Genomic DNA, 21,877 nt, shown 5'->3' on the forward strand with positions numbered 1-21,877 from the left:
TTCCCCATACTTGCGCAGCCTTGCACATTACAACATTAATAGTCATATTTGTAATGCTTATGGAGAAAGGCGGAGGGATTAGACCCTGCGATGTCTTGGCAACCTGTGCTTACAAGGTGCTACATTCTACTTAACCGGGAGAAAATCGGTTAGGAAAGATAAGCGAAAGTCATACAATTACATCCTGACTTTTCGAGATAAGCTACGTTTTTGGGATTACGCCGATTTTTAATCGATTTCACCGATTGGATTTTGATTACACCGATTTTTGTTTGCGCAATCGGTGCAATCATCGAGCAATCAGTGGAATCAAATTTCAACTAATCGGTGGAATCACAAAAAATAATCGGTGAAATCATCATATGGACATTAGAAAAGAACTAGAAAAACGCATCCTGGTTATTGATGGGGCAATGGGCACCATGATACAGCGGTACGAACTCACCGAGGAGGATTTCCGTGGGGAGCGTTTCCGCGATCATGCCAGCGACCTGAAAGGCAATAACGACCTGCTGAATATCACACGCCCGGATGTAATCAAGGCTATCCATGCCGAATATTTGGATGCCGGGGCGGATATCATCGAAACAAACACCTTCAGTACGCAAAAGATATCGCTTGCAGATTACCACCTGGAAGAACTGGATTACGAACTAAGCTACGAAGGTGCCCGTATAGCCCGCGAAGTAGCCGACGAGTACACGGCCAAAAACCCGGCAAAACCACGCTTTGTGGCGGGTGCTGTTGGTCCAACAAACCGCACAGCCTCGTTATCGCCCGATGTTAACGACCCAGGTTACCGCGCTGTTACCTTTGATGATTTGGCCGAGGCTTATTACGCACAGGTACGCGGCCTGGTTGATGGCGGTTCGGATGTGCTGCTTGTTGAAACGATTTTTGATACGCTGAACGCGAAGGCTGCGCTGTTTGCAATCGATAGATATAAAAAAGAATGTAAGGAAGCCGGTAAGGATTACCCGGCATTTAGGGATTCGGGCGGTGTGATGATCTCCGGTACCATTACCGATGCGTCGGGCCGGACGCTTTCGGGGCAAACGGTGGAGGCTTTCTGGAATTCCATCAGTCACGCCAATTTGCTATCTGTTGGTTTGAATTGCGCTTTGGGTGCCCGCGAAATGAGGCCACACTTGGAGGAATTATCCGAAAAGGCAGGCGTATATATTTCTGCTTATCCGAACGCAGGCTTGCCGAATGAATTTGGCGCTTACGACGAAACCCCGCACGAAACCGCCCACCAGGTTGATGATTTCATCAAGGCCGGGTTGGTCAACATCGTGGGTGGTTGTTGCGGTACCACGCCGGATCATATCCAGTGTATTGCCGAAAAAGCTGCTAAATACAAGCCACGCAAAAAACCCGAGATAGCGCCATTCTTGCGCCTCAGCGGACTGGAATCTGTTACGCTTACCCCTGAAACAAACTTCGTAAACATTGGCGAGCGTACCAATATCACGGGTTCGCCAAAATTCTCCAAATTGATTTTGGCCGAAGATTACGAGGCTGCCCTTACCGTTGCCCTGCAACAAGTAGAAGGCGGCGCGCAGGTAATTGACATCAACATGGATGAGGGAATGATCGATTCCGAAGCCGTAATGGTGAAATTCCTCAACCTGGTTGCATCAGAACCTGATATAGCCAAACTGCCCATCATGATCGATTCCAGTAAATGGACGGTTATAGAGGCGGGCTTGAAATGTTTACAGGGAAAAGGTATCGTAAACTCTATCTCGCTGAAAGAAGGCGAAGAGAAATTTAAAGAATATGCCCGCAAGATATTAAGCTACGGCGCAGCAACCGTAGTAATGGCCTTCGATGAAACCGGCCAGGCCGATTCATTAGAACGCCGCAAAGAAATCTGCGGGCGCAGCTACCACATCCTGGTTGATGAAGTAGGCTTCCCGCCGCAGGATATTATTTTCGACCCGAACATCCTGACCGTGGCAACGGGCTTAGAAGAGCATAACAACTACGCGGTAGACTTTATTGAAGCTACCCGCTGGATAAAAAACAACCTGCCCTACGCCAAGGTGAGCGGCGGGGTGAGTAATATTTCTTTCTCTTTTAGGGGGAACAACACCGTGCGCGAGGCCATGCACTCGGCATTCCTTTACCACGCCATTAAGGCCGGTTTGGATATGGGCATTGTAAACGCCGGTATGCTGGAGGTTTACGAGCAAATTCCAAAGAACCTGCTGGAACTGGTGGAAGACGTACTGTTAAACCGCCGCGACGATGCTACCGAGCGTTTGGTTGAATTTGCCGATACCATTAAAAGTAAAGGCAAGGAGATCGTACGCGATGAGGAATGGCGTAAAAACCCGGTAGAGGAACGCTTGTCGCACGCCCTGGTGAAAGGTATTATCGAGTATTTGGACGAGGATGTGGAAGAAGCCCGCCAGAAATTCGCCAAGCCACTGGAGGTGATTGAAGGCCCCCTGATGGACGGCATGAATGTGGTGGGCGACTTATTCGGTGCCGGGAAAATGTTTTTGCCACAGGTGGTAAAATCGGCCCGCGTAATGAAGAAGGCCGTAGCGTACCTGCTGCCCTTTATAGAACTGGAAAAACAACGCGTTATAGATGCCGGTGAAGATAGCAGCGGCAGCCGCGCTAATGCGGGCAAGATATTGATGGCTACCGTAAAAGGCGATGTGCACGATATCGGTAAAAACATTGTGGGTGTGGTGCTGGCTTGTAATAATTTCGAGGTGATAGACCTTGGGGTGATGGTGCCTGCACAACGCATTATAGAGGAAGCTAAAAAACATGATGTGGATATCATTGGGCTAAGTGGGTTAATAACCCCATCGCTGGATGAAATGGTGCATTTTGCCAAAGAGATGGAAAGGCAGGGATTCACGATTCCGCTCATTATTGGCGGTGCCACCACTTCGCGTATCCACGCGGCGGTAAAGGTTGCGCCGAATTATTCCGGTCCTGCCATTCACGTGTTGGATGCATCGCGCAGCGTAACCGTTTGCAGCAGCCTGATGAACCGCGATAATCGCGATGCCTACATACAGGGCATTAAAGACGAATACGAAAAGGCTCGCGAGGCACATGCTAATAAAAAGAACGATAAACGCTTCATTAGCATAGAAGAAGCCCGTGCCGGTAAATTTCAGATAAGTTTAGATGGCGATATAGCGCCCAAACCAGCCGTTACCGGTACTAAGGTTTTTGAAGATTACCCGCTGGAGGAATTGGTGCCGTATATTGATTGGACCCCATTCTTCCATACCTGGGAACTGCGCGGCAGCTACCCGAAAATATTTAACGATAAATATGTAGGTACTGAGGCAAAAAAACTGTTTGACGATGCGCAGGTATTATTGAAACGCATCGTAGATAACAAATTGCTGCACGCCAATGCCGTTATAGGCTTTTGGCCGGCAAACAGCGTTGGGGATGATATCGAAATTTATACCGATGATACACGCACTACCCTGCTAACGCGTATCCACACGCTGCGCCAACAGGCAGAGAAGGCCAAAAACGAGCCTTACTATGCGCTATCGGATTTCATCGCGCCAAAGGATAGCGGAGTACCCGATTATTGGGGCGGCTTTGCCGTAACCACCGGCATAGGCTGCGACGAACTGGTTGCCGAATTCGAGGCCGATCACGATGATTACAACAGCATTATGGCCAAGGCCCTTGCCGACCGCCTTGCAGAAGCCTTCGCCGAAAAAATGCACGAACTGGTGCGTAAAGAATACTGGGGTTACAGCAAAGGCGAACAGTTGGGTACCGACGAACTCATCAAAGAAGAATACCAGGGCATCCGCCCGGCACCGGGTTACCCCGCCTGCCCGGATCATACCGAGAAAACCACATTGTTTGAAATACTAAAAGCCGAGGACAATGCCCAAATGCATCTCACCGAAAGCCTGGCCATGACACCGGCAGCATCGGTGAGCGGCTTCTACTTTGCGCATCCGCAGGCTAGATATTTCGGGCTGGGTAAAATAAGTAAAGACCAGGTGGAGGATTACGCAGTAAGGAAGAATATGGACCTCGAAACGGTTGAGCGTTGGCTTGGCCCTAACATTAATTATTGATACGACGCCAATAACCACGCGTCATTGCGAGGAACGAAGCAATCTCTACACATGCTAAGCGGCATGCAAAGTCTGGAGATTGCTTCGTTCCTCGCAATGACGTGGTAGAGAGACAACACTAAAATGAAGATAACCGAACACATCGCTAACGCCAACGGCAAAACCTTATTCTCTTTCGAGCTTATCCCGCCATTAAAGGGAGAAAGCATCCAGGGTATTTATAACGCTATCGACCCGCTGATGGAGTTTAAGCCGCCGTTTATTGATGTTACTTCGCTGCGCGAGGATTATATCTACAAGCAGCACGAAACCGGCTTGCTGGAGAAACTGGCCTACCGCAAACGCCCGGGCACTATTGCCATCTGCGCGGCTATTATGAACAAGTACAAGGTAGATACCGTTCCCCATTTGCTTTGCGGTGGGTTCACTAAAGACGAAACCGAAAACGGCCTTATTGACCTGCAATTTCTGGGCATAGAGAATGTTTTAGTCCTTCGTGGCGATGCACGCCGTGGCGATGCCTCATTTGTGCCTACGCCAAACGGTCACTGCTACGCTACCGACCTGCTGCAGCAAGTAGTAAACATGAACAAAGGTATTTACTTGCATGAGAACCACGAAGGCATCCTGAAAACAGATTTCTGCATGGGTGTTGCCGGGTATCCCGAGAAACACTTCGAGGCACCGAACATGAAAACTGATTTTAAATACCTCAAGCAAAAGGTAGATATGGGGGCAGGCTTCATTGTAACCCAAATGTTCTTCGATAATAAGAAGTATTTCGATTTTGTAAACAACTGCCGCGCAAACGGCATCAATGTGCCTATTATACCCGGCTTAAAACCTATCACCACATCAAAGCAGTTGGTGAACCTTTCCAAAACCTTCCACATCGATATTCCGGAGGACTTGAGCGATGCTATACAGGGCGCTAAAGCAGAAAAGGATGTGAAGGATATCGGTATAGAATGGATGATCAACCAATGCAAAGAACTGGTGAAATTCGGCGCGCCGGTATTGCATTTTTACACCATGGGTAACCCGGGGCCAACGAAAAAGATTGCGGAGGCGATATTTTAGCAAGCCAATCAAACCAGCACCAATCCAACACCATGTCATTTCGAACCTGAAACGCAGGAGGTGTGCGCAGGAGGTGAGAAATCTTATGCGGCGTGCAATTGCACTTTGGATTTCGATTTGCTTAGTCGTCGGCTGTGCGTAGAAGATTTTTCGCTATCGCTCAAGAGATAGTTTCTCTTAGCCCCATCACTCGTTTCCTACCCGCTGCTCATCGAAATGACAAGTTTGGAAAAGGCTCCCGGGAAACCCTTATATCTTTTGCCTAGCCTTCAGCTCCAGATATTTATTGATGGTATTGATGGTTAAGTTTTGCGGCGTGCTAAGGATGGCTTGGATGCCGTGGGCCGCCAGCTCTTTCATGATTAGCTTCTTTTCATAAGCGAATTTCTCGGCGATGGTTTTGATGTATATGCCTTCTACATCGCGTGCGGGTTGCTCGCTCACCTGTTTCAATTCGGTATTCTCGAAAAAAACCACCAGCAATAAATGGAAACGCGCTATGCGTTTCAAAAACGGCAATTGCCTTTGCAGCGCGGGGAGGCTCTCGTAATTGGTAAAAAACACCACCAGGCTACGTTGCTTCAATACGTTGCGTATGGTGCTGTACAGGGCCTCCATGTTGATTTCCAGATAGCGGGTTTTCTCTTTGTATAAGATCTCCAGTATCTTGTTTATTTGCGTTGGTTTTTTATCGGCGGGCAATACGGCGCCAATCTTTTCGGCAACAGTTATCAGTCCTGCTTTATCCTCTTTTAAAAGTGCTATATTACTAAGCACCAGGCTGGCGTTTATGGCATAATCCAGCAGGCTCAAACCCTCGAAAGGCATCTTCATGGCGCGCGATTTATCTATCACACAATACACCTGCTGCGATTTCTCATCGGTATAGGAGTTGGTCATCAGGCTGCCCTGTCGTGCCGAGGCTTTCCAGTTGATGTTGCGGTAATCGTCTCCGGGTACGTAATTTTTTATTTGCTCAAACTCCAGGCTTTGGCCAAGGCGGCGTATTTTTTTGATACCCAGTTCATTCAGTCGGTTTGATATGGCCAGCAGCTCATATTTGCGCATCTGCAAAAAAGAGGGGTAAACCGGCAGCGTTTCAGCCTGTTCGAAATTATGCCTGCGGCTGATGAGCCCAAGCGGCGAACGCACAAACACCCTGATGCTGCCAAACGCATATTCGCCGCGTTTAACCGGCCGTAAGGCATAGCTAATGAGCTTATGTTCGCCGGCTTTCAGCGTGGTCTTAAATAAAACATCGCGCCGCTGAAACTGTACAGGAATCTCGTCTATAATACCAGCCTGTACGGTAAACGAATAACGATTTTCGATGTAAATGCCCAATTCGTTATCGTCGCTGTTACTCAACCTTTCGGGCGCATGCCTTTTGGCAAATATGGCATTGCCTATGCGGTAAAGTAGCACCAAATCTACAAAGGTCGTAACTATAATCCCCCAAAAGAAAAGCTTCGGCACCACGCCCAACCATGGGAAAAAGAACCAAAGTAAAAAAAGCACAACGCTACCGGCCAGCAATGCAAATAGCCTGCTGGTTAGGAAAAGATCGGTGTAAAACAGTTTGAATAACTTCTTCACCGGCGCTTATCGAGGTATCTCTATTTTCTGGATGATCTGCGCTATCACATCATCGGGCAATACGCCTTCCATTTCTTTATCAGGGGTAAGCATAATGCGGTGTCTCAAAACCGGAGCGGCTACACGGATGATATCGTCGGGTGTTACAAAATCGCGTCCGTTGATAGCCGCTATTGCCTTAGCTGCGTTGATGATTGCCAGCGATGCGCGCGGCGAACCGCCCAGGTAAACCGAACGGTTGTTGCGCGTTTCGTGCGTAATTTGCGCCGCAAAAGCCAGTAACTTGGGTTCCACGTAAAGTTGCCGTACTTGCTGCCTTAGGGCAATGATGTCTTCTGCCGCCAAAACAGGCTCCACAAGCGCCAGTTGGTCTAGTGTTTTTTGCTGGTGTTGTTGGGTTACTATGGCAATCTCTTCTTCAAGCGATGGGTACTTTATCTCTATCTTGAACAGGAAACGGTCCAGCTGTGCTTCGGGCAGGCGGTAGGTGCCTTCCTGGTCCACCGGGTTTTGGGTAGCCAGCACAATGAATGGCTCGGTCATTTTATAGGTATGGCTATCCATGGTCACCTGTCGCTCTTCCATCACCTCAAACAAAGCCGACTGTGTTTTGGCAGGCGCACGGTTTATTTCATCAATCAGGATGATATTTCCGAATATAGGGCCGCGCTTAAATTCAAAAGAGGCGCTTTGCGGGTTGAATACCGAAGTACCCAACACGTCAGATGGCATCAGATCGGGCGTGAATTGCACGCGCGAGTATTTGGCGTCTATTGCTTTAGCTACCAGCTTTGCGGTAAGCGTTTTGGCCACTCCGGGCACGCCCTCTATCAGTATATGACCATCGGCCAATATGCCGGCAATAATCAGATCTATTACCTGTTGCTGACCCACTATTATTTTGGCAAGGGTTGCTTTTATTTGCGCTACGGCGTTGCTTAGCTTGCCAAGGTCTGTGCGTTGTTCAAAATTTTCATTTTCCATAAGAGCCGGTTTGGGTATAATAATTTTCTATGAGCTGGTTTAGTTCAATGAGTTCGCGGTCGGTAACCGACGTATGGCGTTCTACATAACTGATGGCGGCCACCAGTTTTTCTGCTAGTTGGTAATCAACACCTGTTTTATTGGCGAAGCTTTGGGTGAAATCTTTATCGAGTATAGTGGTTACCAGGCGATGATCCTGCCGCAGGTGTTCTAAAAAATAGCTTGCTTTTTTTTGCGCGATGTTGTGGTTATTGCGCTTTTCGTAATACAACTGGCCCACTACCTGCACAAAGCCCAGGGTGCTGTTGGCCAATGGCTCAACGATGGGAATAATGCGCTGGTGGCGTTTCATCTGGTACAGTACATATAAAATTAGCGCTGCTAATGCCTGGAAATAGGCCCACTTAAGCGGCGGCGATTTAAAAAATACCCGCATTATCGATTGCTCTCCTCCACGGCCCAGGGTGTAGTATTCGTCCCATATCAAAGCTTTATCAGTTTTTAGATAAGACAGTGCAGTAGATGCATACTGCGCGCCGCCCTGGTCCAGAAGCCCATAGTTGGTAAACAAATGCGGGGTTGTATTAAGGTACAACGCGCCCTTGCCCATTGGGAATTTGATATACGTGGTTTGCTGATGGCTGTCTTGTGCCAACACAATAGCCTTTAACGTATCGAATTCGGCGAAATGGGCACTTTGCAATTCCGGTTCCACCATGTAGATTTTACTGATATCGAGCTTTTGGTTCACGAAATGGAGGGAATCTGTCCCCATCCTATATTCCGAATAGGAATCTGCATCCACCTTTAGTTCTTTATGTAAAAAATCGCCAAAATAGGTGGCTGCTATAAAAACGTTGTTGCCTTGTTTTACAAAAGCGCTTAGTCTGCTATAATCGGCTTTGTCAATATTTACTTTATTGGCAATGATAAGGTATGTGGCGTGCTTTATGCCATGGTCTGCCAGTACGTTGTAAGCCGGCTCGCGGTAGGTTCGTATGTCGGCCCCCGGGAAAATATCGCGCAGTCGGTTATACAATACATAGGTACCCAGGGGTATCTTATCCTTCTTCAAAAAGGTGGGTGTCCAGTCGATTGGTTTGGGGCGTTTATACTCGGCCACCAGATAAACCAGCAGGAATAAAGAGGCTATGCTGAGGTAGACTTTGAAATCTTTCATTTGATAGCCTTTTTAAATTGCTTGAATTGCGCGCTTAGCTCGTTAAAAGCGCTGCTATCGATATAGAAATTACCGTACCAAATGTACTCGAATTTGCGGGTAAGCAAGCCGAACAGTTGCCGCCTCTCACCATCGGGTATTTCGCCCAGGTACGCGGAGTTTGTTTTTTCAATCTTCCAGTTTATCAGGCGGGCATCGTGCAGTTGCTTAAGGGTGTACAAATAGTACAAGCGCACGGCTAATCGGTAGTTGCCTACAGCCACGGCTTTCTCAATTTCAGTATCAAAATCGTACAGGTGTATATCCTCGGCAGATTCTGAATAATATAGCGGCACGGCCCTCGCGTTGCCCCGCAGTAAAGACGATGTGCTGATGCCCGATATGCGCATCAAAATATAGGTGGCTAAGCATACGCCTATCCCAATGATGATGTAATAGACTAATTCTGTCGTTTGTTTACTGGCAAAAAGGTGCCTGGTTACCCAACGCCAAAAGGCTGTCCAAAACTGATCCCACAGGCTTTCGCCTTCCAAATCGTTCTTGTCGTATCTAAGTTCGGGGTCTTGTGAATAGCCGCTTATCTTTTTGTTGTCGAAATAGCGCTCCTGCAACCGGCTGCTGTCGACCTGTATTACCGCTGGTTTTTTCGGCGGCGAATGTTTGCCGGGGGCGCCATATGTTATAGCTGTCGCCCCAAAAACAAACAAAAGCATTAATAAAAATCTGTGCATGTCCATCAGTACTCGTCAGGGGTTTCATCAGCATTTGTGGTAGCGGCTGCGGCTTCGCCAAGTGCATTTATGCGCTCCCAGAGGCCCAGGCTTTCTTTTTCCTCCACGTAGCTAAAGTAGGTAATGGCTGCGGTTACCATGGGCAGTACGTTTAGTACCTGAATCAGGCTTATTACTATGCTGTAGATTACAATAAGATAGGTGGTAACGTTATAAGCCAGGAACTGGATGCTACCACCCGATGCCACGCCGAACGGCAAGGCAACCAGCAGATAGGTTGCATACACTACGATAGCCGTTACGAAAACCACGCCAAAGGTGTTCCACCAGCGGCTTTTGATTAATCTGAAGCATTTGCCGAAGGAATACCAAAGGCCGCCGTTCTCCATAATCATAATAGGGAACAGCAACGTTAATACCGTAACAAAATAAGCCATGGGCAGCAATACGCAAAATAAAGAAACAAAGCCGCCAATCATGCTGCCAGCTATGGTAACAAAAAACAACCCGGGCAAAAAGCATATGAATATGGCAAACATCAACAAGATACCCAGCATAAATACAGAATAGGTTACCCGCCAAAAATAGTATTTGAAATACACCCATATCTCGGCCACGTTGGGGGGCTGGTTACCCTTCTCTTTATACAACGCAACATAGCAAAGGCTGGTTGTTATAATGGATATGATATTAAGGAACGAGAACAGCAGCACCATCCAATACTCAATGCCAAGGAACGAAAGCCCCGAACGGCGGTAGTCGCTAAGGTCGTTTTTGTGTATCGCCACTATTTTCAGCTGCATCAATATGGAGAAAATAATGTTGCCGGCCATAAAAAAGCCACAAAAAATAAAAAAGGCTTTAAATAATGGTTTCCAGTTTTGGGTAACGAAGAGGATGCTATCGTTGATGATCTCGCCAAAATTGCGCGATTGCCTTAGTTCTATATTCGGTTTCATTTTTGGGTGATGATGTTAAGTTTACGGGCCAGCCTGGCAGGGTATATGACTGTGTAGCCTATGATGAATAAAAAAGAGCCCAGCAGTATGCCGCAGCTAAGCCATCTGGGCATCTCGGTATGGCGGGTTACAAAGCTTTCGAAAATTGCTGCCAGCGCAACTATGGGCAAAATACCCAGTGTTATCTTCATGCCATCGGCTGCGCCTTTTTTAAGCGAAGCTATCCGGCTGTAAGTTTTGGGGAAGATAAGGCTGTTGCCCAGTATAAGCCCCGCACCACCGGCTATGATAATGCAGGATATTTCGAGGGTTCCGTGGATCCAGATAACCAGTAAAGATTGCAGCCCCAGGCCTTTGGCGATGAAAAAATACTGGAACGAACCCAGCATAATGGCATTTTGCAATAAAATGTAAAGCGTACCCATAGATAAGAATATGCCGGCAACGAAATTGATTACGGTAATATAGAGGTTGTTTTCGGCTATCTGGAAGAACATCATCACCTGGTCTTTATCTTTATACACGCCAAAGGGGTCGCCTTTATCAATGTTCTCGTTGGTCATGTTTACGTAGCCGTCGCCCAATATCAACCGCACAAAGGTATCATCGTACTTGGCAGAGAGTGCCCCCATCATGCTGAAGGTAAAAAAGAAGACGAACGAATAGAGCAATTGCTTGCGGTATTGGTAAAAAAGCAGGGGCAGTTCTGCCTTCCAAAAAAGCAGGAAACGGTTGCGGTCCTCCTTTTTGTTTTTGTAAATACTTTGATGGAACCGCGATGCCAGCCCATTTAAGTAGTTGGTAGTGTTTGATTTAGGGTAGAAGGTTTTTGCGTAAGCAAGGTCATCAGTTATCATAATAAACTGGCTGGCCAGCACATCCGGATCATTGCCCGGGATGTTCTCGAACTCCTTCCATTTTTCGGTACGTTGCTTAATAAACAGGGCCTCTCTCATTGCTTCCGCGGCTTAGGATATTTTTGTTTAAAATAACAACAAAAAAGTAAATGCCAATTAAATAAATGATAATTGGAAAGTATATTTGTTAGGTATGCATACCATTAGGATAAAAACGGCCCAAAATATTGATATTGACTACGAAGTTGCCGGTATTGGCGAGCGCACCATCGCCCGGATTATAGACTATGCCTTGTTTTTGGCCATCATCCTGCTCTATTTGTGGCTGTTTGATAACGTTATGTCAAAGTCGGTATTATTTGGCTTTACGCTGCCGCAGATATTATTTTTCGTATTCTACGCCTTTTATGATTTAATATGCGAGGTAGTGTTTAACGGGCAAAGCCTGGGCAAATTTGTGATGAAGATAAAGGTGGTGAGCCTTGATGGCGGCAGGCCCCGCTTTGGGCAATACCTGTTGCGCTACCTCTTTCGCGCGGCAGATTTTACCCTGGCGGTACCCGCAGTGGCTATATTTTCTGTTGCCGTAACAGAGAATAAGCAACGCATTGGTGATATAGTGGCGAATACCACGCTCATTAAAACCAAGCCAAAGGCAGGCATAGACGAGCTTAACGCCACCCTGCCCGAAGAAGAATACCAGCCCGTTTTTATGGAAGCGACAAACCTTTCTGATCAGGACATTGCCTTGGTGCACGAGGTAATCAGGCATTTCCTTAGAACCGGCAATATGGCGTTCGTAGATAATATGGCAAAGAAAATTCAGGATCATTTGGATATCACCCCGCCCGAAGGGTTAAATAGTTATAAATTCCTGCAAACCATTATCAAAGATCATCAACACGTTTTACTGAACCTGAATCCCCAAATCGGATAAGTTGCTTTAAATGTTCGCCATGTTTATTGTTGGTTAAACAGGCGGTATAACCCTATCTTTACGCCCATGCAACGCGAGCAAATTTCTGTATTCGACATGTTTAAGATAGGTATCGGGCCATCAAGTTCGCATACGCTTGGCCCATGGCGCGCGGCGCAGCAATTTGTAGCCCTGCTTGCCGGGCAGGGGGCTTTGGCCTTGGTGGTAGAGCTTAAGGTGCTGTTATATGGTTCCCTTGCTAAAACCGGGAAAGGCCACGGCACCGATATTGCCATATTGCTTGGCCTAAGTGGTGACGACCCGGTTACCTTTGAGGTAGATAAAATCGATAGCAAAATAGCGCATATAAATGCCAGCCGCCAGTTGCTATTGGGCGGCACAAAAGCGATCAGCTTCCATTTTGATAATGATATGCTTTTTCTCTTTACCGAGAGCCTGCCCTTTCACCCTAATGCGGTTACCTTCCAGGCTTTTCTGAGCAATGGTAAAGCGGTATCGGCAACGTACTACTCTATTGGCGGCGGCTTTGTAGTGAAAGAGGGCGCGAATGCGTCGCACAAGGCCGAGGTAGACCTGCCCTTCCCCATAGAAACCGCAGGCGATTTGCTGCACTGGTGCCTGAAAACCGGACTCAAAATATCGGAAGTAGTTGCCGAGAATGAACTCGCCTGGCGCAGCGAAGCCGAAACGCGCGCCAACGTACTCCAAATATTCAAAGTAATGCAGGAGTGTATGTACCGCGGTAGCCACACCACAGGCAACCTGCCCGGTGGCCTCAACGTTGGCCGCCGTGCCGCCGCACTCAACAAGCGCCTGTTGGGCAAACACGCCTATAATAGCTATACAGAGTGGGTGGCAGCCATCCGCGAAACGGGTAATAGCTTCCAGAATATATTAGATTGGGTAAGTTGTTTCGCTCTGGCCGTAAACGAAGAAAACGCCAGTTTCGGCCGTGTAGTTACCGCGCCTACCAATGGCGCAGCTGGTGTAATACCGGCTGTACTGCAATACTTCATCTGCTTTTGCGATGGTTTTGACGAGGATAGGATTATACAGTTCCTGTTCACCGCATCAGAAGTGGGTAGTATATTTAAAAAAGGGGCCACCATATCCGCAGCCATGGGCGGTTGCCAGGCCGAAATAGGCGTATCATCCGCCATGGCCGCGGCTGCACTAACCGAAGTTTTAGGCGGCAGCCAGCGGCAAGTACTTATGGCCGCCGAAATTGCCATGGAGCACCACCTCGGCCTCACTTGCGACCCCATAGGCGGACTGGTACAGGTGCCTTGCATAGAACGCAACACCATGGGTGCCATAAAAGCTATCACCGCTACCCAACTGGCTTTGCAAAGCAACCCCGATAAAGCTAAAGTAAGCCTGGATGCCGTGGTGCGCACCATGTGGCAAACCGCCCAGGATATGAACTCCAAATACAAAGAAACATCCGATGGGGGGCTTGCGATAAATATCCCGATTAGTTTGCCGGAATGTTAGGTGAGACAATCTTTTGGCACTTGTTTTACGCTTCATTCACCTTGTCAAGACAGCATTTCAACAACCAAATTACAATATCAATCCTCGTTTATTGACTTTTTAAGGCTCGACGAATTAAGTATCAAAAATCGCGTAATTCAGATGTTCAACGTTTTTTAATAACGTAAAAAACGCTTTGTGGCGCTATGCGCTGGAGCTTATTTGTAGCATGATATTTCAAATTCCAGAGGAGAAAATTAGAAAGAAATTTATCCAGTAGTATGTAGCTTTTATATTTATATATTGGGATTTTCGAAAACCTAACCCAAGTCCGTTGGAAAAAGGCAGTCATGGTAAAACAAAAGCTTTCGTGTATAATCTGTAAAGGATGCTGAGCCAAAATGTCTCTGAATATGGGCAAAGGGATACCTCTCTCATTTGCGGTGAGGCCTTCCCTTGGTTTAGTCCAGTCGCCCATTGAAATAACAGGCTCACGAATGAGTATATACCCACCCTGTTTGGTAACCCGGCTCAACTCTGCTACTACGTAAGAAACATTGGGAATATGATGAAGTGTTCCGAGTGAGGTTACCAGGTCAAAATAACCATCGGGATAATTGATAGTTCCTGAAATTTGCGGCATAGTATAAATAGGCGTAATGTTACCTAACTTATCGGATCGTAAATTATCAGATGGCTCAATAATATGTAAATTACTGATTTGGTCGATAATTGGTTCAAATTCATGCCCCCAGGCTGCACCAAGTCCAAGCACATTTTTAAAATGCCTGCCTTTCAAATAATTAAAGCCGTGCAGCTTGTTTAATGCATGATAATGGTATACGTACGTTTCCGCATTTTTACTTCCCAGGTTGGCGTAAGCTTCTTTCTCCAGGTTATACCAGTTTTCTATCTCTTCAATAGTGAAATCGTCGCCGAATAGTTTTTTCTCGCTTAGGTAAGGATTCATTAAATTATAAGTTAATTTGATGATATTACGCTAGGTGAAATCGAAACGCTTGGTAAAAAATATGTTAAATAAATTTCGATTTTAACCCAGCGTTTACCAGGAGACCTGCGTAACCTATACAGGAAACTATGGATACCAATATTCTTATTATACTGCCTTGATGAGCTTATTTTTCAATCAGGAAGAAAAGCTAATCAATGGGTGCAAAGCAAATGAGCGCCAGGCGCAGGAAGGTTTATACAAACGCTTCCATGCCGAAATGCTACGCTTGTGTTTTCGTTATTTAAAATCAGATGAGCTTGCCGGTGAAGCGCTTAACGCAGCTTTTTTGAAGGTATTTCAGCATATCGGCGAGTTTGATTTGAAGAAGGGCGAACTGGGCGCTTGGGTTAGAACCATAACGGTGAGGACATGTATTGATCTGGGCAGAAAGGAAGCGAAGTTTTATGAAATAAAAGGCTATAAGGACACAGACGACATTTTTATCATTCCTGCCGTACTTGATAAACTTTTTGCCGAAGATATGCTGAAATTGATTCGCGTATTGCCTGAAGCTACGCAACTCGTTTTTAACCTTGCTGTAATTGATGGTTATTCACATAAAGAGATTGGAGAACAACTAGGAATTAGTGAAAGCACTTCGCGCTGGCATTTATCTGAAGCGAAGAAACAGCTAAGGCAAATGTTGTCATCTGCTGAACAAAGTATTGATAAACCAACTGAAAACAAGGAGGCAAAATGAAGAATTCAGCATGGAATCAAAGACTTTGGCTTAAGAAGCTTGACAAATTACCTGTAGAAGACGCAGATTTGGGTTGGAAGGGAATGTGCAATTTACTTGATAAGCAAATGCCTGTAAACGGTAATCAGTTGGGTCGATCCGGTCATTCATCAGTAAAGTTAATGAAAATTGTAATGAGCTACCTGGTACCCATAGTTACAATTACAGTTATTACCCTACATTATGCTTTGCCTGTATTTCATCCCGTCAAAACTGATAAAATAAATAGGAGTAGTATTAAAGCGGATACAAACGATCAAAATCAACAAAACAATACTAGTACAAATATTCCGGAAACATTATCCCGGATCAAAACATCGTATGACTCATTAATGATTGAAAAATCACCGAAACAATCACCAAAGATTTTACCCGGAGCAGTCGGAAGTATTACTACAGCTTCATCAAAACAGGATACACCTTTTACCGTCGCAAATAATCGTATAGCAACCGCCAGTATTCCGGCTCTTAAAAATATCAAAAGTAAAAATAGCGCAAGTAACGTCTTGTATAATAGCTCACGTTACCATAATGCCGAAAAAGATGGTAAACGAACACTAAAGCAGGTCGACCAATCAATGCGTCGAAAAACGGGTAATATTTCATTAACCAGTCGTCAATTATTGCCGACAAGGAATTCAACTGGTAACAATTCCTATGATATTAAAAACAGAGGCAATAGTATAGAATTAACAGATAAAATAGCACAAAAACAGCCTATCGCAATACATTCAAATAGCGAAATGCAACCTGAATTTGTGGGCAGTGGCATTAACGATGCTAACACGGTTGTGCAAGGTTCTACACCTAATGACACTGTAGGGCGGCAGCCTGTTAAATCAACCCTTAATGATAAAACTCACACTCAAAAAAGTGCGGTGGGCAACGCCAACAAACGAAACACAACCAGTTCCCTAAAAGCCAAATTGATAAAAAGCAAGTCCGTCAAAAACAAAAAATCTAATCAAATTATTACTCCGCAGTATAATTACGGTCTTGAAGGTGGATCAAGTATAGGTGCAGGTAACAGCACCAGTTTTTATTTTGGCGGATTTGGCACTTATTCCATAAAACCACGCTTATTAATCAATTTGGGAGTGCGTATTAACAGTAACAGAACTATTTCGGGAAGGTTTACACACTTAAGTTATCATGCTCAGGATTCCATACCGCCTTTTGCCATAGTTGATACCCGTAAGCTGTTAGTTGCCGATATTCCTGTAACGGTTGAGTACAAGCTATCAAACACGCTTAGCATCAAAGCAGGAGCTCTTTTTATCTTACCAATCAAACAATCAGGAGTAAGCACTAAACTCGCCCCAATAGCTTACCCGCGCGACACATTGGATTATACCCAGGAAATCAATGCCGCCCTCAACCACACGACAATTAATAAGGTCAACATAGGGTTCACAGGCGGAATAAGCCTGCATATTAAAAAGTTTGACATCAATGCAAATTACCAGGTACTTAAGCCATATAAAATAGGCAATGCATTGGGTAACTATAGTAAAACTTATCAAACTTTTCAGTTGGGGATAGGGTGGCGATTTCGTTAAATTTTATACTTTCTGCTATTAGTAAGATGCTACAGTCATATATCGAACCTGCTCAGAATTCGCAGCACTAAGCGCTTTTATACCAATATAATAGCGCCATCACCCTTTCCGGTATACTTTTGAAAGCAAAAAAAAGCCATGGCCAAAAATGAAAGTGAGGAATTCATCATACTTAATTCTACCAATTTGTTGTTACCCCACTATACATAGGTTAAATCATGCACCATAAACATTCTTAAATCCGTGCTGTTTTCTATAAATCAGCAATAAACCGGGCAGAAGAAGCACCATAACTAAAAGGTCTTTTCGCACAATTAGACCTTTTTTTGCTCTTAACATTCCTCTCAAAGTGCATGCAAAAAAAAGTAATGGATTCTATCGCGTACTTTCAACTGTATAAACAAAACTATCCGCCTTATAATAACCTATATTAAATTCAATAGGTCGCTCGCCCTGATCGAAAACAAAGCGTTTTCGGAACAGGATAGGGCTGCCTATTGGTACACGCAGCTTATCGGCAATGAATTTATCAGCAGCCATGGCGCTGATCTCTTCTTTGGATAATGTTGCAATAACCGAATGTTCATGTTCCAGCAGCTCATACAGCGGTCTTTTAAAGTCCTCATCGCCCGTTAAACCCACCCTTGGATGAAAGTACGAAGCAAAGTACACAAAGGGTTCATCCGTTTTACCCCGCACTCGTTCCATTTTTAAGACCTGTTTGTCGGGTTTGATCTCAAAAAAGCGGGTCACTTCGGCATTGGGCATTGCCCAGGTAACATGTAATTCAAAGTTACGGATGGTAATGCCCCTAAGCTTCATCTCCTGCGAAAAACTAAGCCAATTGTTTGATTTTGAACTTACCCCGGCTTGCGCAACCTTAGTACCCATACGTTTTTTACGTACAAGCAGGCCTTCAAAAACCAGTTTGTTAATAGCCTGCCTAAGCGTAGAGCGTGATATGGCCAGCATTTTTGCCAGCTCAATCTCGTTGGGCATTATTTTGCCGTTTTGATATTCTTCCTCGGCAATTAGCTGCCTTAACAGGGTTTCTGCCTGGGCGTGCAGCGGGATAGGGCTTTTATGATCTATGGAGTAGCGCATAACGGTTACGTTATACAATGATAATGAATTTTATCAAATAGTTAATATGTATGTACATAATCACTTTTTTGAAATGGCCTAATGGTGTAATATGCACACTTTGTAGCCATAAAAATATAATTCAAAAATTAATTTGGATAATTAAATATTTTTCTATGTTTGTACATTACTACTTTATAAACCAGTAATTACCACCAATTTTCAAGCACGCGCCACTAAGATGGTGTTTTTACAACTAAATTAATATGTACATACATTACTACAAATAAATGAATAGCGAAATTAAGATTGAAGAGCACATAGAATTGGAAAATGCTGCCCTGCGTAAAACTTCGCAGTATTTAATGCCCGCCAAAATCGATGGCTCATTGCCCGGGAAAGGCGAATACAATGTTTATCCGTTTTGCAGCATTGGCGATGGGAAGATCTTCAGCGGATATTCCTCGCTGGTGACTTGGATAGTGGCGCAAAAAACCGTTGTTATTGATGGTTACGCCGGCGTTTTTTTCGATAAGATCAAAGGTGAGTTAGATCTGTTGCTGGAGATAGAGGGGCTGGTAACAAACTGGGTAGAAACAGTCGATTTTTTAAAAGACCCGCAGGATGTGCAGCAATTGGTTACGCCATTTTTGGGCGAATACGAATCTGTTTGGGGTACCAAATGTAGTTTAACACTTACAGACCTTTTTAAGGAAGACGAACTTATCGGGCAACTGCCCGATGAATCGACTGCGATCAATATTATCATAGGCCCGGGTGCTGCCCTGGCCAACTGGGATGCAGCAATTATTTATATCGATCTGCCGAAGAACGAACTGCAGTTCAGGATGCGGGCGGGCGCTGTTACCAACCTTGGTGCTGCCGAAATTGCAGAGCCTTTCCAAATGTATAAACGCTTTTACTTTGTGGATTGGGTACTGCTCAACAACCACAAAAAAGCTCTTCTTGATAAAATAAGTGTAGTTGCAGACGGGCAATGGCCAAACACCCTCCACTGGATGTTTAAAACAGACCTTACTGATGGTCTGGATACTATTAGCCGGTCAACCATTAGGGTGCGGCCTTGGTTTGAACCAGGCGCTTGGGGCGGGCAATGGATAAAAGACCATATCAAAAACATCAATACCGATGTCGTTAATTATGCCTGGTCGTTCGAACTGATCGTGCCCGAGAACGGGATCGTTTTTGAAAGCAACGGCAACTTACTGGAAGTATCCTTTGATACGCTGATGTTTCACAACAACCAACAGGTATTAGGAAAACATGCCGATATTTTTGGCGACGAGTTCCCTATCCGCTTTGATTTTCTGGACACTTTCGACGGCGGCAACCTTTCTATCCAATGTCACCCAACGCTTAAATACATCCGCGAGAACTTTGGAGAGAACATCACCCAGGACGAGACCTATTATATTTTAGACTGTGACAACAGCGCGAACGTGTACCTGGGTTTCCAGGAAAACATCAACCCTGCCGAATTCAGGACTGCACTGGAAGAAAGCCAGGCCGCCGGTAAAGAGATAGATATAGAAGAATATGTACAATCGCATCCCGCCCAAAAGCACGACCTGTTTCTGATCCCTAACGGAACCGTACATAGCGCCGGCGCAGGCAACCTGGTGCTGGAGATCAGCGCAACGCCTTACATCTTCACCTTTAAAATGTACGACTGGGTGCGGCTCGATCTGGATGGTAACCCACGCCCCATTAACATAGATCATGCGTTTAATAACCTTGATTTTGAGCGTAAAGGCAGCCGTGTACAGGATGAGTTGATCTCCAAACAGCAGGTTATTGAGCAGGCCGAAGGATGGCAAATTGTTCACGTGCCCACCCATGCCGATCATTTTTACGATGTACATCGTGTGGAGTTTGATAATCAGGTCACCATTAGCACCAATAATTGCTGCCATGTATTGATGCTGGTAGAAGGTACGGGTATCAATATCGAAACCGCAGATGGCTCCATTAAAGAATATGCCTATGCCGAAACGGTGGTCATACCCGCAGCAGCGGGTTCTTACAAATTAACCAACCTGGGCAACGGGCGCGCAAAAGTTATTAAAGCATTTTTAAAATAAGCATTATGAGTGTCGCTATAAATAGTTCAAAAACGGCTAAAAAAAGCAATGTGTACCTGTATTTGGTGTGCTTGGTTGCTGCATTGGGCGGTTTTTTGTTTGGTTTTGATACCGCCGTAATTTCAGGCACCATTAGCCTTGTAAAAACCGACTTCAACTTAAGTTCGGTAAGCGAAGGCTGGTTTGTAAGCTGCGCCTTGCTGGGTTGTATCATTGGCGTAAGCTTTTCCGGAAAGTTGAGCGATAAGTACGGCCGGAAGATCGTGCTCATCCTGTCGGCCATTTTGTTCCTGGCATCGGCAGTGGGCTGTATGTTATCAGGGTCTTTTAATACCCTTATTGTTTTTAGATTAATAGGTGGTTTGGGCATAGGCGTAGCCTCTATGGTATCGCCGCTTTATATTTCCGAGTTTGCGCCATCGCGACTGAGGGGCATGATGGTGTCGCTGTACCAGCTGGCATTAACCATTGGTATTGTGCTCGCATATTTTAGCAATGCTTACCTGGCCAATCATACATCAGAAACATATGTGGGAGATGCCATGCAAAAATTATTTTCGGCCGAAGTGTGGCGCGCCATGCTTGGATTGGGTGCCTTACCCGCCGGTATATTTTTATTGTGTTTGTTTTTGGTGCCCGAATCGCCGAGGTGGCTTCTTTTAAAAGGGCAAGAGCAAAAAGCTACCGACATTTTAGTAAAGATAGACGGAGCGGATGCGGCCGTTAAAGAGATAAAAGCTTTTAAAGCACAGGGAGACGACAATAACACCTCCATAAAAGAACTATTCACCCCGGTTTACCGCAAGGCCTTGTGGATTGGTCTCCTGCTGCCGTTCCTGTCGCAGGTATGCGGTATTAATGCGGTGATCTATTATGGGCCGCGCATTTTAGAGCAGGCCGGGTTCACCTTAAATAATGCGCTCGGTGGGCAGGTTACCATTGGGCTGGTAAACGTGGTGTTTACTTTTGTGGCCATTTTTACGGTAGATAAATGGGGCAGGCGCCCGCTGCTGTTTGTTGGCATAGGTGGTGCGGTACTTTCGCTGGTGGTTATTGGCGTTTTGTTTGCACTTGGCCTCACCTCCGGCCCCTGGATACTCATCTTCATCCTCGCCTTTATAGCTTGCTTCGCCTTTTCTTTCGGCCCGGTTTGCTGGGTTGTGGTGGGCGAGGTATTTCCAAATGCTATTCGCGGTAAAGCTATGGCGCTGGCTACCCTTTCTTTATGGGTGGGCAACTTTCTGGTGGGCCAGTTAACGCCGGTAATGCTGGAGGGCTTAGGCTCGGCACGGACATTTTGGCTGTTTGCCCTATGTTGTTCACCGGCCTTTTGGCTCACCTGGAAACTGATCCCCGAAACCAAGGGTCGCTCGTTGGAGGACATTGAGGCCTATTGGAAAAGCACTTATTACAACTCCCCTAAAACCACTAAGTAAGAAAAAGAAAATCGAAACTATTAATCGTGCGGCATGAAGAACCGCATTAATGTAATCCTAAAATAAT

16 protein-coding genes and 1 riboswitch are annotated in these 21,877 nt (G+C 45.6%); of the genes, 8 read left to right on the plus strand and 8 right to left on the minus strand.

The genetic code is table 11. The annotated features are described in order from the left end of the window. Nucleotides 1-54 precede the first annotated feature (54 nt). A riboswitch (SAM riboswitch) is annotated at nucleotides 55-165 on the plus strand. A gap of 197 nt (nucleotides 166-362) precedes the next feature. Further along, complete coding sequence (gene metH, locus E2R66_RS15510) at nucleotides 363-4,082, plus strand: methionine synthase (RefSeq protein WP_133235238.1); 3,720 nt, start codon at nucleotides 363-365, stop codon at nucleotides 4,080-4,082. Between the two features lie 123 nt (nucleotides 4,083-4,205). Then, nucleotides 4,206-5,162, plus strand: coding sequence for a methylenetetrahydrofolate reductase [NAD(P)H] (metF, locus tag E2R66_RS15515; RefSeq protein ID WP_133235241.1), 957 nt, complete (start codon nucleotides 4,206-4,208; stop codon nucleotides 5,160-5,162). 249 nt (nucleotides 5,163-5,411) lie between these two features. On the opposite strand, the gene E2R66_RS15520 is transcribed toward metF, so the two are convergent. The 6 genes from E2R66_RS15520 to E2R66_RS15545 are packed head-to-tail and all read right to left on the minus strand — an operon-like array spanning nucleotide 5,412 to nucleotide 11,568. Further along, nucleotides 5,412-6,758, minus strand: a complete 1,347-nt coding sequence (locus tag E2R66_RS15520; RefSeq protein WP_133235243.1) for a DUF58 domain-containing protein — start codon at nucleotides 6,756-6,758, stop codon at nucleotides 5,412-5,414. Between the two features lie 6 nt (nucleotides 6,759-6,764). After that, the gene (locus E2R66_RS15525; protein ID WP_133235245.1) at nucleotides 6,765-7,742 is read right to left on the minus strand and encodes an AAA family ATPase; all 978 of its coding nucleotides are present in this window, start codon (nucleotides 7,740-7,742) and stop codon (nucleotides 6,765-6,767) included. Continuing rightward, a complete protein-coding gene (locus tag E2R66_RS15530; RefSeq protein ID WP_133235247.1) occupies nucleotides 7,732-8,922 on the minus strand; it encodes a DUF4350 domain-containing protein in 1,191 nt (396 codons plus the stop codon). The genes E2R66_RS15525 and E2R66_RS15530 overlap by 11 nt, the downstream gene beginning before the upstream one ends. Then, nucleotides 8,919-9,659, minus strand: coding sequence for a hypothetical protein (locus E2R66_RS15535; RefSeq protein WP_134737936.1), 741 nt, complete (start codon nucleotides 9,657-9,659; stop codon nucleotides 8,919-8,921). Before E2R66_RS15535 ends, E2R66_RS15530 begins: the two co-directional genes overlap by 4 nt. Beyond that, entirely contained in the window at nucleotides 9,659-10,612 is a 954-nt protein-coding gene (locus E2R66_RS15540; protein ID WP_133235251.1) for a hypothetical protein, read from the minus strand. The genes E2R66_RS15535 and E2R66_RS15540 overlap by 1 nt, the downstream gene beginning before the upstream one ends. Further along, nucleotides 10,609-11,568, minus strand: a complete 960-nt coding sequence (locus E2R66_RS15545; protein WP_133235253.1) for a stage II sporulation protein M — start codon at nucleotides 11,566-11,568, stop codon at nucleotides 10,609-10,611. The genes E2R66_RS15540 and E2R66_RS15545 overlap by 4 nt, the downstream gene beginning before the upstream one ends. A 94-nt stretch (nucleotides 11,569-11,662) precedes the next feature. Here E2R66_RS15545 and E2R66_RS15550 point away from each other — a divergent pair, with 94 nt between their 5' ends. Together E2R66_RS15550 and E2R66_RS15555 are read left to right on the plus strand one after the other, a co-directional pair. Continuing rightward, nucleotides 11,663-12,406, plus strand: a complete 744-nt coding sequence (locus tag E2R66_RS15550) for an RDD family protein (protein WP_133235255.1) — start codon at nucleotides 11,663-11,665, stop codon at nucleotides 12,404-12,406. Nucleotides 12,407-12,472: 66 nt separating this feature from the next. Beyond that, nucleotides 12,473-13,900 (plus strand): L-serine ammonia-lyase, encoded by a 1,428-nt coding sequence (locus tag E2R66_RS15555; protein ID WP_133235257.1) that lies wholly within the window; start codon nucleotides 12,473-12,475, stop codon nucleotides 13,898-13,900. Nucleotides 13,901-14,045: 145 nt separating this feature from the next. Here the strand turns inward: E2R66_RS15555 and E2R66_RS15560 are convergent, their stop codons facing one another. Then, the gene (locus tag E2R66_RS15560) at nucleotides 14,046-14,849 is read right to left on the minus strand and encodes a class I SAM-dependent methyltransferase (RefSeq protein WP_133235259.1); all 804 of its coding nucleotides are present in this window, start codon (nucleotides 14,847-14,849) and stop codon (nucleotides 14,046-14,048) included. 160 nt (nucleotides 14,850-15,009) lie between these two features. Here E2R66_RS15560 and E2R66_RS15565 point away from each other — a divergent pair, with 160 nt between their 5' ends. After that, nucleotides 15,010-15,591: an RNA polymerase sigma factor gene (locus E2R66_RS15565; RefSeq protein ID WP_133235261.1), complete on the plus strand. Its 582-nt coding sequence runs from the start codon at nucleotides 15,010-15,012 to the stop codon at nucleotides 15,589-15,591. Further along, nucleotides 15,588-17,189 (plus strand): hypothetical protein, encoded by a 1,602-nt coding sequence (locus E2R66_RS15570; RefSeq protein ID WP_133235263.1) that lies wholly within the window; start codon nucleotides 15,588-15,590, stop codon nucleotides 17,187-17,189. The genes E2R66_RS15565 and E2R66_RS15570 overlap by 4 nt, the downstream gene beginning before the upstream one ends. Before the next feature lie 375 nt (nucleotides 17,190-17,564). Here the strand turns inward: E2R66_RS15570 and E2R66_RS15575 are convergent, their stop codons facing one another. Further along, nucleotides 17,565-18,293: a GntR family transcriptional regulator gene (locus E2R66_RS15575; RefSeq protein ID WP_133235265.1), complete on the minus strand. Its 729-nt coding sequence runs from the start codon at nucleotides 18,291-18,293 to the stop codon at nucleotides 17,565-17,567. 269 nt (nucleotides 18,294-18,562) lie between these two features. Between E2R66_RS15575 and E2R66_RS15580 the strand changes: the two genes are divergently transcribed. Together E2R66_RS15580 and E2R66_RS15585 are read left to right on the plus strand one after the other, a co-directional pair. Then, nucleotides 18,563-20,374, plus strand: a complete 1,812-nt coding sequence (locus E2R66_RS15580) for a class I mannose-6-phosphate isomerase (protein ID WP_133235267.1) — start codon at nucleotides 18,563-18,565, stop codon at nucleotides 20,372-20,374. 5 nt (nucleotides 20,375-20,379) lie between these two features. Beyond that, the gene (locus E2R66_RS15585) at nucleotides 20,380-21,810 is read left to right on the plus strand and encodes a sugar porter family MFS transporter (protein WP_133235269.1); all 1,431 of its coding nucleotides are present in this window, start codon (nucleotides 20,380-20,382) and stop codon (nucleotides 21,808-21,810) included. The last annotated feature ends 67 nt before the right edge of the window (nucleotides 21,811-21,877 follow it).

The sequence above is a fragment of the Mucilaginibacter psychrotolerans genome, assembly GCF_004519315.1.
GTDB classification, from domain to species: domain Bacteria; phylum Bacteroidota; class Bacteroidia; order Sphingobacteriales; family Sphingobacteriaceae; genus Mucilaginibacter; species Mucilaginibacter psychrotolerans.